Below are 16,856 nucleotides of genomic sequence, written 5' to 3'. Positions count from 1 at the left end.
CGGATGGGAATCGAGGTGGGTAATGACGATCAGTCATGCGTTGGCTCTACGGTGAACCTGCCCCGCGCGCGCACATCCGCACTGGATGCGCCGACCCTGATCTCGTACGCGCCGGGCTGCACCACGTACGCGGCGCGGGCATCGTCATAGTGGCGCAGCGCCTGCGGCGCCTCCACGGTGAAGGTGATCGTGCGGCGTTCGCCCGGGGCCAGCTGGACACGCTGGAAGCCGCGCAGCTCCTGCACGGCGTCACCCTCGCTGCCGCGCTCGCGCCGTACGTACAGCTGCACCACCTCGTCACCGGCGCGGCTGCCCGCATTTGCCACGTCCACCTGCACGCGCAGGCGGCCGTCGGCGCGGATCGTATCCGCATCCAGGCGGAGGGGGCCGTATTCGAACCGCGTATATGACAGCCCGTGGCCGAACGGATACAGCGGCGTGCCGCGGAAGTAGCGATAGGTACGGCCCTCCATGGCGTAGTCGTCGAATGCCGGCATCGCTTCGCCCGCCTTGTAGAAGGTGACCGGCAGGCGGCCGGCAGGATTGATGTCGCCGAACAGCGCCTGGCCGACGGCAGTGCCGCCGCGCTGGCCCGGGTACCAGCTCATCAGGATCGCCGGCAGGTGTGCCTGCGCCCAGTCCACGGCGATGGCCGAACCGCCGGTGAGCACCATCACCACCGGCTTGCCGGTGCCGTGCAGGGCCTCCAGCAGGGTGCGCTGGGGCGCAGGCAGCCGCAGGTCGGTGCGGTCACCGCCGGCAAAGCCCGGATAGTTGACGGTCATCTCCTCGCCTTCGACGTCGCCGGTAAGGCCACCGACGAACACCACCACGTCGGCATCGCGTGCGGCATCGAGCGCTTCATCGAATGGCGCCTTGGCGCCGGGCATGCGCCAGCCCAGGCGCACGCCGGCATCGCGCTGGTCGTCGTAGTACTCCAGCTTCAGGTCATAGGCGCGCCCCGCCTGCAGGTCCAGTTCGACACCTTCGGCATGCAGCCGGTCACTGTTTTCCCAGTGATCGATCACGCGCTTGCCGTCCAGGTACAGCCGGTAGCCATCGTCGCCGGCCAGCTCCAGCCGATAGCGGCCGGACACCGGCGGCAGCAGCTGGCCGCTCCAGCGGATGCTGAAGCGGTCGTTCGGGATCCCCTGCCCTGGAGCCGCTTCGCCGCGTGCCAGCAGGTTGTCGGTCGGCGAGCCGCGGTCCCAGCGGAAGCCGATCTGCGCGTCGGTACGCACCAGGGCCGGCGTGCCGGACAGGTCGGGCGTGCGGAAGTACTCGCCGCGCAGGCCACGCTCGGGCGAGTCCGCCGAGGGCCGCAGGAAGGTTGGCTCGATCAGCGGCGTGGCACCGGGATCGTCACGGCCTTCCACCAGGTCCACGCCGCGGGCGTAGCGCACCTCGATACCCCTGGCCGCATCGCGTATGCCCTGCAGGATCGTGACGGGCGCGGCCGGTGTACCGAAGTAGTTGCCGAGCAGTGCCATGGTGTCGTCGGCGGTGGGTCCGACCACGGCAATGCGCTTGACGCTGCGCGACAGTGGCAGGACGCCGTCGTTCTTCAGCAGCACCAGCGATGCCTGCGCCGCCTTGAGCGCCAGCGCATCGTGGGCCGGGGCCTGGTTCACCGAGGCCGGAATGCGCGCCCAGCGCACCCGCTCGGGCGGATCGAACATGCCCAGCCGCATCCGTGCGGTGAACAGGCGGGTTACCGCATCGTCGATCTCTGCTTCGCTGATCAGCCCCTGGCGCACCGCGGCAGGCAGCGTGGCGTACTCCTGGCCACATTCCAGCTCGGTGCCGTTCCGGACCGCCAGCGCCGCGGCGGCTTCGCGCGTGGCGACGATGTGGTGGTGCTTCCAGATGTCGACGATGGCCCAGCAGTCCGAGACCACGTAGCCCTTGAAGCCCCAGTCGCGCCGCAGCACATCACGCAGCAGGAAGCGGCTGGCACTGGCGGACTCGCCGTACACGCGGTTGTAGGCGCCCATGACCGCATCGACGTCGCCCTCCTTCACCAGCGCCTCGAACGCCGGCAGGTAGGTGTCATACAGGTCGCGCCGGCTGGGCCGTGCATCGAAGTGATGGCGGTCGGCCTCCGGTCCGCTGTGCACGGCCAGATGCTTGGCGGTGGCGTCCAGCTTGCGGTAGACCGGGTCGTCGCCCTGCAGGCCGCGCACGAAGGCCACCCCCATGCGGGCGGTGAGGTAGGGATCCTCGCCGTAGGTTTCCTGCCCGCGGCCCCAGCGCGGGTCGCGGAAGATGTTGACGTTCGGCGACCAGAAGGTCAGCCCCTGGTAACGGCCGTGCGCGCCTTCGCGGAGGAACTGATGGTGCTTGGCGCGGGCCTCGTCGCTGATGGTCGTGGCCACCTGCCCCATCAACGGCACATCGAAGGTCGCGGCCAGGCCGATTGCCTGCGGAAACACCGTGGCCTGCCCTGCCCGTGCTACGCCGTGCAGTCCCTCGTTCCACCAGTCGTAGGCGGGTACCCCCAGGCGTTCGATCGCCGGCGCGGCGTTCTGCATCTGCGCAGCCTTCTCTTCCAGCGTCATCTGCGCGACGAGTGCGGCGGCCCGTTGCTCGAAGCTGGCCGAAGGATCCAGCCAGGGCTGCGGCGATGCCGCCGACGCGACGGTCGCCACGCACGCCAGGACGGCCAGGACCGGCAGGCCGTGCAACCTGCTGCGACGGCCGGCGATGGACAGTGACGGCAGCTTCATTTGCTCCTCCCGGTGCGCTCATCGCGCGCGAAGGGACCCAGCAGTGCGCCGACGAAGCCGCCTGCCCGATCCGTACTCAGAACGGTGCCATCCACACCGGCGGCGAGCAGCTGCCAGCCCTGCCCGTCGCCGGTGTCGAACGAAAACGTGTAGTCCCCCTCGTTGCCGGCGATCTGCAGCCGCACCGTCTCCGGTGCCCGCACTTCGCGGGTGGCCAGTGTGCGCGTACTGCCACCGCCGTCACGAACCTCCAGGAACAGCGCAAGTCGCCCGCCCGGCAGGCTGCGCACGCCAAGGAAATACCAGTACGCCTCACTCTGGAACGCGGCCAGGCCGGCCGCCACGCCAGGCCCGGGCCGGCTCATTGCGGTGCTCGCCTCGAAGCGCAGGTGCTGCTGGCGTCGGCCGAGGAACGCCGGATTGCGCAGCGTGTCCAGATCCTCGGCAAGCGGGCGCACGGCCAGCATGCCCGGACGCGTGGCCAGGTCGGCCCAGGCATGCCTGGGCACCCGCACGCGCAGCCACTGGCGATCAAGTGTTGGTCCATCAAAATTGTCGCGCGCTACGAAATTGCCGGTCGAAGGGGCCTGCGATGCCTCGCCCTGCATCCACGACGGCGCCTCGACCACGTAGGGAATGGCCTGGTCGGTCGGCAGGATCCGTGGCCAGCCGTCCTGCCAGCGCACCGGCAGCAGATAGGTCTCACGTCCGGTGTTGTAGTGGCGCTTCTGATAATTGCGGCTGGCCAGGAACACCGCCCACCACGAACCATCCGGGCCCTCGACCAGGTCGGCATGGCCGGCATTGGTGATCGGCAGCGGACGGTCGTCCGGCAGCTCGCGCTGGGTCAGGATCGGATTGCCTGCGTAGGGAACATACGGTCCCCACACCGAGCGGCTGCGCAGCACCACCTGCGAGTGCTGCGGCCCGGTGCCCCCTTCGGCATCGGACAGGTAATACCAGCCCTGGCGCTTGTAGATGTGCGGTCCCTCGATCCAGATCGGGTTCTTCGCCGGCTCCACGCCTCCATCAACCAGCACCCGGCGCGGGCCGACCGGCTTGAAGGCGGCCAGATCGATCTGCTGCATCCAGATGGCGCGGTGTCCGTCATAGCGTGGCGTGCCGGGCGGCGCGTCGTTGTTGATCAGGTACACCGTGCCGTCGTCGTCGAAGAACAGTGATGGATCGATGCCGTCGATGCCGGGCAGCCAGTGCGGGTCCGACCACGGCCCGGCCGGGTCGCGCGCGGTGGCAATGAAGTTGCCGCCGCTGTCGGTGGCCGTGGTCACCACGTAGAAGACCCCGTCGTGGTATTCGATGGTGGGGGCGAAGATGCCGCGCGAGACGCTCAACCCGTCGAAATCCAGCTGCGTCGGCCGGTCGATCACATTGCCGATCTGCTTCCAGTGCACCAGGTCGGCACTTTCGAACACCGGAATGCCCGGGAAGTAGGTGAAGCTGGAATTGACCAGGTAGAACCGGCCGTTCGCGCGCACGATGCTGGGATCGGCATGGAAGCCGGCCAGCACTGGATTGCGGTAGTGGCCAGCCGGCAGCGGCGTTTCGAAGGCCGCGTCGTGACCGCTGTATTCGAACCAGTCGAAATACACCGGCGGTGCGTCCGGCGGCGCGCTGGCCGGGCTGGCGGCGGCCGACAGCAGCAGCACCGCCGCCAGCAGGTGGCGTGCCATCGACCGCAGGCCGGCCCTGTCGCGGGCCAGAGGGGACTGCTTGGACAACGTCATCATCGTCGCGTCTCGGCTTCGGCAATGGGAAGTTCGAACGGGCCCGCCGGCGCCGCGCTGCGGTCGCGCAGCGTGCATACCGGGCCATCGGCCCAGCAGTAGCGGGCATGTGTTGCGTGCGTCGACAGCGGCCCGCGCAGCAGGATCCGGCGCCCGTCCAGTTCGGCGTCGCTGTATTCGCAGTGGCGCGTATCGCAGAGTTCGAAGCCGATCGGCCGCACCGCGCCGGTCGCGGTGAGTGCGCCTTGGACATCCTCGAACGCAACGGCGACGCCCGCGGGCGTCCGCACGGCGGTGACCGCTCGCGGCCCTGACGGGGCCACGTCCACCTCGCCGTACGCGACGTGGCGCGCCACGCGGGCCAGGCGGCGCCCGAGCTCCTGCTTGTTCGGTGGATGGATGTCGTAGGCATCACCGATGTCGATGGCGATGGCGAGCCCGCTCCGCGCATCCTCGGCCGCGACGCGCCGCTGCGCCTCGCGCACCTGTGCCCAGCCGCTGTCGGCCGGCACAACCGGCGGCTGGCCGTAACCGGCCAGCTGCACCAGTAACAGCGGCGTGCCAGCGCCGAACTGCCGCCGCCAGTCGTCGCGCAGCGCACGCAGGCGCGCCGCATACGCCGCACCCTCGCCGGTGTTCGATTCCCCCTGGTACCAGAGCATGCCGCGCAGCCCGACGCCCCCGAGCGGCGCGATCATTCCGTTGTACAGCGTCGACAGCCCGGTAGCGGCCTGCCACGGCGCGAACGGAGGTGCCGGCTGGCCCGGCGCCACCCGGTACTTCCACGGCGCCTGCAGCACCACCCGCTCACCGTTGTCGAACTGCAGGCGGTGTGCCGTCGCGGGGCCCGCCAGGCCGCCTTCACCGTAGGTGTCGAGCACGTTCACCGCAATACTGTTGGCCCCTGCCTTCAACAGGCCGCTGGGCAACGGGTAGCGCCTCTCGCCGGCACCATACTGGCTGCCCACGGCGACGCCGTTCACCCAGGTCACGTCCGCCTCGTCGGCGGAGGCCAGCTGCAGGATCGCGCCGCGTGCAGCCTGTTCAGCACTCAGCGTCACCTGCGTTCGATACCAGACCATGCCGTTGTAGTCGGCAAGCGCGGGCACGTTCCACCGCTCCCACGCCCCCAACGCAGCCGGTGCGCGCGGCCATCGGCCGTCGTCGGTGTCCGCGCGCCACGGTGCGTCGCCGGGCAGCGCGCCCTCACGGGAGGCCCACCAGTGCTGCCAGTAGCGGCCCCAGGCTGCGCGTGCCTCCAGCGGATCATGCACAGACCGCGCGAGGATATCGAGGGCCTCGTCCAGGCCACCCTGCCCTCGCAATGCATCGGCGCTGGTCCAGGCTTCGATCCGCGAGCCGCCCCATGCCGCCTGGATCAGCCCCATCGGCACGTCGACCGTGCGCTGCAGCTCGCGCGCGAAGTAGAAGCACGCTGCCGAGAAGTCACGCACCGTAGCGGGCGTTGCCGGCGCCCATGCGACGCGACCGTTGAAACGCGCCTGTGCCTGCACGTCCGCGGCGTGCGGCACAGTGAACAGCCGGAGGCGTGGCATTGTGGCCGAGTCGATCTCGCTGGCTGCATTGAGCGAGCGCCACACCGGAAGTTCCATGTTCGACTGGCCCGCGCACAACCAGACGTCGCCGACCAGCACATCGCGCGCCCTCTCACGTTGGTTCCCGGCGGCGGCCTCCAGGATGTACGGCCCGCCTGCGGCGATGGCGGGCAACGTGGCCTGCCAGCGGCCCGTCGTGTCTGCGCGCGTGGTCACCGCCTGGCCGGCGAAGGTCACCGACACCGCCTGCCCGGGGCCCGCCTGGCCCCAGATGGCGATCGGCTGGTCGCGCTGCAGGACCGCGTGGTCCTGGAACAGCGGGTGCAGCAACCGTGTCGTTTCAGCGGCCGCCACCGGCACGGCAAGGCACGCCAGCACCATCAACGCCACCGCACGCGCGGCCCATGCGATCCTGCTCATCGCCCATCCCCGGGTGCGAAAGGAAACTGCAACGCCTGGTAGTACGCCAACGGGTGCGGCGGCGGCTGTTCGCCGGCTGGCAACGGCCGTCCGCTGAGTGACTGGAAGTACGCCACGCTGGCATCACGCCACCACTGCGCTTCGTCGTGCTGGATCTGCAGGAACGCCGCGACGTGCCGATGCCGCTGCGGATCGATCCGGTCATGCAGGCCTGCCCAGGTCGCCTGCATCGACTGCACCTGGCGCACGCCGCGCGAATAGCGCCCGACCAGCTCGTCCCAGAGCGTCCTGCCCGAGCGCATGCGGTGATCCCACGGCACATGGTGGAACCACAGCAGCAGTGACTCGGGCACGCGCGCCGGGTCTCCATAGACCTCGGCCACCTGCGGCGCATACTGGCCCACTGCGTTGCTCCCGCTGGCGCTGCGGTCGAAACCAATGCCGTCGCGGCCGGCGCGGTGGTAGTACACCGACGTCCAGTCCGCGCGCGGGCCGCCGTCCACCCAGGGGCCGGGGCCGTAATGATGGCCGCGTGCCATGAGGTGATGCAGGCCCAGCGGCATCATGTAATCCACCGCCGCTTCCCGCGAGTCCATCATCATCCGCACGATCGGGCCAGTCACCTGCGGGTCGGGCGAGAAGGTCAGTGCGGCCCAGTCCTCGGCAATGCCGCGCGCGGACTGCTGCGGATTCCAGGCCAGGCGCCCGAAGGCATACCAGTTGGCCTGGTCGAAGTGCGAGCCGCTCCAGGTGCGGTCCACGCCGATGTTGGCGACGCCGGCGATGCCGGTCAGCGCGTGGCCCTCCAGCGAGCCATCAACAACGCGGGCAACGATGGAGCCTTCGCCGCGTGCATGGGTATCGGCCTGCAGCACTTCCTGGTAGAGCGTTCCCAGATACACCAGGTGTGTCGCGAAGCCCAGGTACTCCTTGGTGATCTGCAATTCCATCATCAGCGGCGTGCGTGGCATGGCGCCGAACAGCGGATGGAACGGCTCGCGCGGCTGGAAGTCGATGGGGCCGTTCTTCACCTGCACGATCACGTTGGGGCGGAAGGCGCCGTCGAGCCCGACGAATTCGCTGTAGGCCTGCTTGGCGCGATCGTCTGGCACCTCGTGCGAGTACACGAAGGCCCGCCACATCACCACGCCGTTGTACGGCGCCAGCGCGTCGGCCAGCAGGTTGGCTCCGTCGGCGTGGGAGCGGCCGTAGTCCTGGGGGCCGGGTTGCCCCTCCGAGTTCGCCTTGACCAGGAAACCGCCGAAATCTGGAATGAGCGCGTGGATCTCATCCACCTTGTCGCGCCACCAGCGCTGTACAGCCGGATCGAGCGGATCAGCTGTCGCCAGCCCGCCCAGTTCGATGGGCGCGCTGAAGCGTGCGCTCAGGTAGACCCGGATGCCGTAGGGGCGGAACAGGTCGGCCAGCGTGGCCGCCTTGGCCAGATAGGCCGGCGACAGGCTCAGGGCACTGGCATTGACGTTGTTCAGGACGGTGCCGTTGATGCCGAGCGAGGCGTTGGCCCGTGCGTAGTCGGTGTAGCGCGGATCATGCCACTGCGGCAGCGTCTGCCAATCCCACAGCGAGCTGCCCGCATAGCCGCGCTCGACGTAGCGATCCAGGTTGTCCCAATGGTCGAGCACACGCAGGGCGACCCGTGGCGACTCACGCACCTCCAGCCCCTGCAGCGACGTGCCACGCTGCAGCAGGCGCAGCAGATGGAACGTGCCGTACAGCACGCCCAGATCCTGGCGCGCCGCCACCAGCAGAACATCACGTCCGTCGATCCGGACCCGCCGGATCAGGAACCCGTCGTCGCCCAGCGTGGCGATCTCCTCGCCAAACGCGGCGACCAGGTCCGAGGACTGCGGCGTACCCAGCACCAGGGCATGGCCAGCGCTGATCGCCGTCCGCATCGGCGGAGCCGATCCCAGCAGGCCCGGCAGGCTGCGCGCCAGCTCATCGCGGCTGGCACGCTGGACCGGCGTGCGATCCGGTGCCACCACCTCCGCCAACTGCAGCCGGTATTCGGCAACGACCGCCGGGGCAACCGGCACGTAACGCATCCACAACGCATAGCCGTCTTCGGCCTGCACGCCGCCAGTGCAGGCCAGCAGCGCCAGGATGGCACACAGCCGGCTGCCGACAGCGCGGAACAACGGCGTTAACATGCGCCTTTGTAGACTACGGCCGGGCCCGCGACGGTTCATCATCGTCCCGCGCACCGGCGCGGCAGCGCCACCAAGACCAAAGGGATCGTGCATTGGACAAGCCGAAGAAGTCGGTTCGCCGCAGAACCGCAGGCGTGACCATCGACGAGGTTGCGGCCCTTGCCGGCGTTTCGCCGATGACCGTGTCGCGCGTGATCAACCAGGGCAAGGTGCGTGACGTCACCCGCGAGCGCGTGCTGCGCGCGGTGCACGCGCTGGGCTATACGCCCAATCTTGCGGCCAGTTCGCTGGCCGCCGCGCAGCACACGCGCATCGCCCTGATCTATACCAATCCCAGCGGCGCCTACCTGCGCGAGCTGCTGGTCGGGCTGCTGCGCGTCGCGTCCAGCTCCGCCCTGCAGCTGGTCATCGACTACTGGGACAATCTGGATGCCGAGTCCGAGCGCAAGGCCGCGCGTGCGCTCGCCGGACGCGTCGACGGGGTGATCCTGCCGCCGCCCTTGTGCGAATCGCAGGCCGCGGTAAGCGAACTGGTCAAGGCAGGCATTCCGGTGGTGGCCATCGCTTCGGGACGGCTGAGCGATGCCCTGTCCTGCGTCCGTATCGACGACTTCAGCGCCGGCAGGGAAATGACCGAACACCTGCTCCGGCAGGGGCACACCCGCATCGGCTTCATCCGTGGACGCACTGACCTGAGCGCGAGCGCGCTCCGCTACGACGGTTTCGTCACGGCGCTGCGCGAGGCGGGGCTGGCGGTGGAGTCCGGCCTGGTCCAGCACGGTGACTACACCTACCGGTCCGGCCTGGCTGCGGCCGAGAAGCTGCTGTCCCAGCGCCGGCCACCGACGGCGATCTTCGCCAGCAACGATGACATGGGCGCCGCCGCCATCTCCGTGGCGCATCGGCGCGGACTGGATGTACCGCGCGACCTGTCGGTGGTCGGCTTCGATGACACCTCGGCTGCAACCACCGTGTGGCCGGAACTGACCACGATCCATCAGCCGATCGCGTTCATGGCCAACGCAGCCATCGACATCCTGCTGCGCACCATCCGCCGTTCCAGTGGTGACACCCCCGTGCTGCGCGACCACGTCGTGCCGCACCGGTTGATCGTACGTGATTCGGTGGCTGCGCCACCCAAGCGCCGGTAGCGCGGATTGCTGCCTCATGCGTGCGGCCACCCGGTGCATGCGAGGCCCGCGATGATGGCGGCGCGGACGATCATCGCGCATCGCAGCGCACCGTGTCCTGCGCTTCGTTCAGCGCCCCCAGGGCGACGCGGGACACCGAGAGCGTCATGGTGTCGGCCGAGGCCAGCGACCAGGGACGATCAAGCGCGTCCAGCTTCGCACCGGCCGCAGCCAGGCATTTCAGCGGAACACCCACCCGCGTCCACTGGCCGGCCGTCATAGCGGCCAGGGTCGGCCCGATGGCGACCCGCGCCGAACAGCCGGCACCACAGCCCACCGACAGCCATGCCTGGCCACGCGGTGCCGCGTCGACACGCAGCGTGGTCAACAGCATCAGGTCACCGTTGGCCTCGCGCTGCAGGTCCAGTGGCGTGTGCGACTGCAGCGCGACGACGGCCTCGCCGTTGCCCGACCACGCCAGCCGCCGCCCGTCTTCCTGCGCCAGGTGATCCACGCCGGTGATCTTCAACCGGTCGCCGGGCAATGCATCCGGCACGCGGGTCACGGTCGAACCCTGCCCTGTCGCATCCTCGATCCGCAGCGCCATGCCGGCGCCTGCGTCGCCGCGTGCGAAGAACACCCCGGACGCGCCCTCGTTGCCGGTGACGCCTGATGCCTCCGGCAGTACGGGCAGGTCGCCGTTGTCGGCATAGGTCAGGCCGAAGCCGAATGCGAACAACGGGTCGTAATTCTTCTGGCCCACGTTGTTGGCGTACTGGGTGGCGGTGCGCGGCCAGCTGAAACTGAGCCTGCCCTTGAAATCGTGCTGCACGCGGCCGTCGGCCCCACGCAGCAGCACATCGGCGATGCCGGCGCCTTCCGAGCCCGGCAGCCACGCGGCCACGAAGGCATCGGCGGCATTGATTTCCCGGTTCACCCACAGCGGTCGCCCGCTCAGGAAGACCGCAGCGACCGGGATGCCCTCGGCCTTGAGCCGCTTGAGCAGGTCCAGGTCCGTTTCGTTGCCGGGCTTGTAGGCCAGCGTCGGCCGGTCTCCCTGGAACTCGGCATACGGGTCTTCGCCAAACACCACCACCGCCACGTCGGGTTTCACTGCATAGCGACCGTCAACGGCGAGCACGGCCTCACCGCCAGCCGCCGTGGCCTGGCGCGCGATGCCTTCGTAGATCGAGTCCGCATTGGGAAAATCCTTGCGGGTGGTACCGGTGCCCTGCCAGTTGAGCGTCCAGCCGCCGGCCTGTTTGCCGACATCGTCGGCGCCGTCGCCGGCCACCAGGATCCGCTGCTTTGGCGACAGCGGCAGCAGGCCGTTCTGGTTCTTCAGCAGCACCAGCGATTCGCGTACCGCCTGGCGGGCCACCGCGCGATGCTCGGGCGCGCCAATGAGTGCGAACTGGCCGCCGACGGCCCGCGACGACGGCCGGCCCGCTTCGAACAGGCCGAGGCGGAACTTGACGCGCAGGATGCGGCGCACCGCGTCATCCAGGCGCTGCGGCGTGATCCGCCCGTCCTTCGCCGCCGCCAGCGTGGTCTCGTAGAAGCCCCTCCAGCTGTCCGAAGCCATCGCCATGTCCAGGCCGGCGTTGATGGTGGCCGGGCAGTCCGTGGTGGTGCAGCCCTTGACCTGCCCGTGGCCATTCCAGTCGCCGACCACGAAGCCACCGAACTGCATTCGCCCCTTGAGCACGTCGGTGAGGTAATGCCGGTGCCCGTGCATCTTTTCACCGTTGACGCTGTTGAAGGAGGCCATGGCCGTCTGCGCCCCGGCGGCGATTGCCGGGGGATACCCGGCCGCATGGATGCGCACCAGGTCGGGCTCGCTGATGCGCGTGTCGCCCTGGTCCTTGCCGCCGGTAGTGCCGCCATCGCCGAGGAAGTGCTTCACCGAGGCAATCACATGACGGCCATCCAGAAACTCCGGCGTCCCCACCCTGCCCTGCAATCCCTCCACCATGGCGCCCGCGTAACTGGCCACCACCTCGGGCGATTCCGAGTAGCCCTCGTAGGTGCGGCCCCAGCGATCATCCTGGGGTACCGCAACGGTCGGCGCGAACGTCCACTCCATGCCGGTGACGCGGGTCTCCAGGGCGGTAATGCCACCGATCTGCCGCAGCAGCTCCGGATTGCGCGCGGCACCCAGCCCGATGTTGTGCGGGAACAACGTGGCGCCAATGATGTTGCTCTGCCCGTGCACGGCATCGATGCCGAACAGCAGTGGAATGGCTTTGCCTCCGTTGGAAGTATCCATGGACGCGTCATAGAACGCATCGGCCAGCGCCAGCCATTCGGCTGGTGACGCGTCGTAGCGGCCACCGGGGTCGGAATTACCTCCGGCCAGGATCGAACCGAGGCGGTAGCGCCGCACGTCATCGGGGGTGAGGCTGGCGATGTCGCCCTGCACGAGCTGGCCGACCTTTTCCTCCACCGTCATGCCGGCCATCAGGTCGGTGATCCGCTTCTCCAGCGCGGGGTCCTCGGCCAGCGGCCAGGTGACCTTCGGCCACGGATCATTGTCGGTAGCTGCTACGGCGGCGGCCCGGTCCTGGCCGCTGCAGCCGAGCAATCCCAGCATCAGTGCGGCGACCAGCGCGCCGCTGCGGATTACGAAGGTCTGCGATGCCATGGCGCTCATCCTTCCATCTGCTCCAGTTCCTTGCCCTTGGTCTCGTGCACATGCCGGACCACGAAAATCACCGAGATGACCGCCGCCACCAGGTAGATACCGTAGGTAGCCGCCAGCCCGGCCGCGGCCAGCAGCATCGGGAATGTCACCGTAACCACGAAGTTGGACGTCCATTGCGCCGCGCCGGCGACCGCCAATGCCGAACCGCGGATCTGGTTCGGGAACATCTCGCCCAGCATCACCCACATCACCGGGCCCCAGGACAGATTGAAGAACACGACGTAGGCATTGGCCGCCACCAGGGCCAGCGTGCCCATGCGACCGGGCAGCTGCAGATGCCCGTCGGCCAGCGAACCGCTGGCAAAGGCCACCACCACCAGTGCCAGTGACAGCGACATCCCGGCCGAACCGAACCACAGCAACGGCTTGCGGCCGATCCGGTCGATCAGCAGCACCGTGACCACGCAGGCGCCAATGCTCAGCGCGCCGGACAGCACGTTGATCAGCAGTGCGTCGTTCTCGGAGAAGCCGACCGCCTGCCACAGCACGGCGCCGTAATAGAACACCACGTTGATGCCGACCAGCTGCTGGAAGCAGGCCAGCCCGACGCCGACCCACACAATCGGGCGGATCCGCCCGGTCGCCCGGCTCTTCAGGTCGGACAGGCGCGGGCGATGGTGGTCATTGGACAGCGAGGCATCGATCTCTTCGAGCGTGGCGTGGGCCTTGTCGCTGCCGAGCAGCCGGGTAAGCACGCGCAGCGCGTCGTCCTTGCGCCGCTTTACCACCAGGTAGCGCGGGCTCTCCGGGATGGTCAGCAACAGCAGCAGGAACACCAGCGATGGCGCGGCCTGCATCCAGAACATCCAGCGCCAGGCAGCCTGCCCGCCCCACAGTGGCTCGGTCGACGCGCCCGCTGCGGCCGCCAGCAGGTAGTTGGACAGGAAGGCAGCGGTGAGCCCGGTGATGATGGCGATCTGCTGCACCGTGGCCAGGCGGCCGCGATAGCGGGCCGGAGCGACCTCGGCGATGTAGGCCGGCGAGATCACGCTCGCCGCGCCGACCGCGAATCCGCCCACCACCCGCGCCGCAATGAACCAGCCCGACGAGACCGCCGCACCTGCACCGAGTGCCGACAGCAGGAACATCACCGCCGACAGGATCAGCACGTTGCGGCGGCCGAGGCGGTCGGCCAGGCGGCCTGCACTGAACGCGCCCACCGCACAGCCCAGCAGCATCGACGCGATCTCGAACCCCTGCATCCATTCGCCGGACCGGAACGCCTGGTGCAGGCCGTCCTGGGTGCCATTGATCACGCCGCTGTCGAAACCGAACAGAAAACCGCCAATCGTCGCTACCACGCTGATCAGTACGATCAGCCGGGTGTTCTCGCCGCTGCCTGCTGCCTGGTTCATCCCCGTCCCCTTGAGTGCACCGTTGCCGCCGTTGGCCTGCCTGCTGCGCTCAGCGCAGCAGGTACTGGTTGAGCAGGTTTTCGTAACGCTCCTGCTTGCCGCTGGCCTGGCGCGGTTCGCCGAGGCGGGCGGCCAGGCCCGCCAGGTCCGGCAGGCTGAGCGTGCCGCGCTCGAACTCCTGGCCGGCGCCGCTGTCGAAACTCGCGTAGCGCTCCTTGCGCCATTGCTCCCAGGGCGACTCGGTCAGCAGTGCATGGGCGACCTCCAGCCCGCGTGCGAAGGCGTCCATGCCGCCGATATGGGCAATGAACAGATCCTCCAGGTCGGTCGACTCGCGGCGCACCTTCGCATCGAAGTTCAACCCGCCCTCCAGCCCGCCCTGGCGCAGCACGACCAGCATCGCGCCCACGGTGTCGTACAGGTCACTCGGGAACTGATCGGTGTCCCAGCCGTTCTGCGCATTGCCGCGATTGGCATCGATGCTGCCGAGCAGGCCATGATCGGACGCGACCTGCAGATCGTGCTCGAAGGTATGCCCGGACAATGTGGCGTGGTTGGCCTCGATGTTGAGCTTGAAGTCCTTGTCCAGCCCATGTTCCTTCAGGAAGCCCACCACCGTTGCGCTGTCGAAGTCGTACTGGTGCTTCATCGGCTCCATCGGCTTGGGCTCGATGAGGAAGTTGCCCTTCAGGCCGATGCTGCGGCCGTAGTCGCGGGCCATGGTGAGGAAACGTGCGAAATGCTCGATCTCGCGCTTCATCTGGGTATTGGCCAGCGATGCATAGCCTTCGCGCCCACCCCAGAACACATAGTGTTCGCCGCCCAGCTCGACCGTCGCTTCCAGTGCAGCCTTGACCTGCACCGCGGCGCGCGCGACCACGGTGAAATCGGGATTGGTCGATGCGCCGTTCATGTAGCGCGGGTGCGAGAACAGGTTGGCCGTGCCCCACAGCAGCTTGACGCCGGTGGCCTCCTGGCGCGCCTTGGCCAGCGCGACCATATGCGAGAGGTTCTTCTGGTACTGGCCGATGTCATCGGCATCCGGCGCCAGGTCGATGTCGTGGAAGCACCAGTACGGCACGCCCAGCTTGGTGAAGAACTCGAACGCCGCGTCCACTTTCGCCTCGGCCGTGGCCAGCGGCGAGGCCGCCTCCCACGGGAACTGCCGGGTACCCGGGCCGAACGGATCGTGCCCGGCATTGCAGAAGGTGTGCCAGTAGCACACGGCGAAGCGCAGATGCTCCTGCATGGTCTTGCCAGCGATGACCCGGTTCGCATCGTAGACCTTGAAGGCGAGCGGATTGTCCGAGCCCTTGCCCTCGAACGGAATGCGGCCGACGCCGGGGAAGTACTCCTTGGCGCCGATGAAGGGCTGCGTGCTCATGGTGCGTGCTCCTGTCGTTGTACGGGGTGTCGTGGAGGAGCCATTAGCCGCGCTGCAGCGGCGTGATGGCATCAAGATGACTGAGGAAGCGTGCGTAGGCCCGTGCATAGGCATCGCTCCGTTCCGGAGCCGGGCGTGCGGACAGCGCGGGATCGACGGTGACGTGCCGCGCGGTGATGTCGCTGATCGAGGTGGCGTCTCCCTGCGCCCGGGCGAGCGCCCACAGCGCCTGCAGTGCTGCGCCAAACGCCGCGCCTTCCGCTTGCACCGGGACCTCCACGGGCAGCCCGAACACATCGGCCACCAGCTGACGCCACGCAGCGCTGTTGCTGCCACCGCCGGTGAGCACGATGCGATCGAACTGCATGCCCGCGCGCACGAAGGCGTCGTAGCCGTACTTCAGGCTGTAGGTCGCGCCCTCCATGGCGGCGCGGTAGATATGTGCGGGAGTGAAATTGGCGGTGTCCAGGCCGGCCAGCACGCCCTTGCCGAGCGGCAGGTCGGGGGTGCGCTCGCCATTGAGGAAGGGCAGCATCACCAGCCCGCCTGCTCCCGGTGTCGTCGCGCGCAGGTGCGCATCGCCGTCGCGTGTGCTGAAGCCGAAGGCTCGGGCCACCTGTTCGGTCGCCACGGTGCAGTTCATGGTGCAGATCAGCGGCAGCCAGCCCCCCGTGGACGAGCAGAACGCTGCCCAGGCGCCGTCGGCATCGATCACCGGCGAGCCGGAGTAGGCAAACAGCGTTCCGGACGTTCCCAGGCTCATCGCCAGGCGCCCTTCGGTGACGCAGCCAGTGCCGATCGCGGCCATCATGTTGTCTCCACCGCCAACGGCCACCTTTACCGTCGCCGGCAGCCCCAGCGCGGCTGCCGCAGCAGGCGCGATGTCAAACAGGGCGTCAGGTGCGGCGATCGGCGGCAGGCAGGCGCCCAGATCGCGATCAGGATCGGTTGCGCGCAGCAGTTCCTGCGACCACGTGCGTGTGCGCACGTCCAGCCAACCGGTTCCGGACGCATCGCCCAGTTCGCAGAACCGCTGTCCGGTCAACACGAAATTCAGGTAGTCGTGCGGCAGCAGGATGGTCGCCAGCCGCGCGTAGGCGTCGGCCCGGTGGGTCCGGGTCCACGGCAGCTTGGAAGCGGTGTAGCCGGCCAGGATCGGGTTGCCCGCAATGGCGATGGTCCGCTGGATCCCGCCAACGGCGGCCATGATCTGCGAGCATTCGGCCGACGTGCTGGTATCGCACCACAGCTTGGCCGGCGCCAGTACCTCGCCTGCCGCATCCACCGGCACGAACCCATGCTGCTGGCCCGATACCGCCAGCGCGACGATGCGTGCGCGCAGCGCGGGATCGATCCGGGCGAAGCAATCGTGGAGGGCCGCTACCCAATCGGCGGGTGCCTGCTCGCGGCTGCCGTCGGCCGCACTGTCCAGCGTGAGCGGCGCGCTGGCGGCGGCGGCCACCGCTTGCGCCTGCGGGTCGTAGACCAGCACCTTCAAGCTCTGCGTCCCTGCATCGATCCCTGCAACCAGACCCATCGAAACCGCCTCCGATCAACAAAAAGGTAGCGCTAACATTCCATGGACTCAAAAAGGGGGCATGCTGCACGGCCCCCTCGTTGCCACCGCATGCGCCATCGCCTGCGGTTTTTCCGCACTGTAACCAG

9 protein-coding genes are annotated in these 16,856 nt (G+C 68.6%); 1 reads left to right on the top strand and 8 read right to left on the bottom strand.

Annotated features, from left to right (window positions below; all coding sequences use genetic code 11):
* Positions 1 to 29 precede the first annotated feature (29 nt).
* From ARC23_RS02345 to ARC23_RS02330, 4 genes are read right to left on the bottom strand one after another with little or no spacing between them, the layout of a single operon-like run.
* Positions 30 to 2,726 (bottom strand): glycoside hydrolase family 3 protein, encoded by a 2,697-nt coding sequence (locus ARC23_RS02345; RefSeq protein WP_152985185.1) that lies wholly within the window; start codon positions 2,724 to 2,726, stop codon positions 30 to 32.
* The gene (locus ARC23_RS02340; RefSeq protein ID WP_057495781.1) at positions 2,723 to 4,417 is read right to left on the bottom strand and encodes a glycoside hydrolase family 43 protein; all 1,695 of its coding nucleotides are present in this window, start codon (positions 4,415 to 4,417) and stop codon (positions 2,723 to 2,725) included. Before ARC23_RS02340 ends, ARC23_RS02345 begins: the two co-directional genes overlap by 4 nt.
* Before the next feature lie 53 nt (positions 4,418 to 4,470).
* Entirely contained in the window at positions 4,471 to 6,447 is a 1,977-nt protein-coding gene (locus ARC23_RS02335) for a sialate O-acetylesterase (RefSeq protein WP_057495739.1), read from the bottom strand.
* Positions 6,444 to 8,618, bottom strand: coding sequence for an alpha-glucuronidase family glycosyl hydrolase (locus ARC23_RS02330; RefSeq protein ID WP_057495738.1), 2,175 nt, complete (start codon positions 8,616 to 8,618; stop codon positions 6,444 to 6,446). The genes ARC23_RS02335 and ARC23_RS02330 overlap by 4 nt, the downstream gene beginning before the upstream one ends.
* 92 nt (positions 8,619 to 8,710) lie before the next feature.
* On the opposite strand from ARC23_RS02330, the gene ARC23_RS02325 reads away from it, so the two are divergent.
* The gene (locus tag ARC23_RS02325; RefSeq protein ID WP_057495737.1) at positions 8,711 to 9,769 is read left to right on the top strand and encodes a LacI family DNA-binding transcriptional regulator; all 1,059 of its coding nucleotides are present in this window, start codon (positions 8,711 to 8,713) and stop codon (positions 9,767 to 9,769) included.
* 70 nt (positions 9,770 to 9,839) lie between these two features.
* Here the strand turns inward: ARC23_RS02325 and ARC23_RS02320 are convergent, their stop codons facing one another.
* Genes ARC23_RS02320 through xylB form a run of 4 tightly spaced genes read right to left on the bottom strand, consistent with a single transcriptional unit; the run spans position 9,840 to position 16,728 of the window.
* Positions 9,840 to 12,401, bottom strand: coding sequence for a glycoside hydrolase family 3 protein (locus tag ARC23_RS02320; protein WP_057495736.1), 2,562 nt, complete (start codon positions 12,399 to 12,401; stop codon positions 9,840 to 9,842).
* Positions 12,398 to 13,807, bottom strand: a complete 1,410-nt coding sequence (locus tag ARC23_RS02315) for a sugar porter family MFS transporter (RefSeq protein ID WP_057495735.1) — start codon at positions 13,805 to 13,807, stop codon at positions 12,398 to 12,400. Before ARC23_RS02315 ends, ARC23_RS02320 begins: the two co-directional genes overlap by 4 nt.
* Before the next feature lie 49 nt (positions 13,808 to 13,856).
* Positions 13,857 to 15,191 (bottom strand): xylose isomerase, encoded by a 1,335-nt coding sequence (gene xylA / locus ARC23_RS02310; RefSeq protein ID WP_057495734.1) that lies wholly within the window; start codon positions 15,189 to 15,191, stop codon positions 13,857 to 13,859.
* A 43-nt stretch (positions 15,192 to 15,234) separates the two neighbouring features.
* Positions 15,235 to 16,728 (bottom strand): xylulokinase, encoded by a 1,494-nt coding sequence (gene xylB, locus ARC23_RS02305; RefSeq protein ID WP_057495733.1) that lies wholly within the window; start codon positions 16,726 to 16,728, stop codon positions 15,235 to 15,237.
* Positions 16,729 to 16,856: the final 128 nt, after the last annotated feature.

Source organism: Stenotrophomonas beteli, from assembly GCF_001431665.1.
In the GTDB taxonomy this organism is placed as follows: Bacteria; Pseudomonadota; Gammaproteobacteria; order Xanthomonadales; family Xanthomonadaceae; genus Stenotrophomonas; species Stenotrophomonas beteli.
The sequence above is the reverse complement of the archived record's forward strand: the minus strand, read 5'-3'. Positions and strand labels throughout refer to the sequence as shown.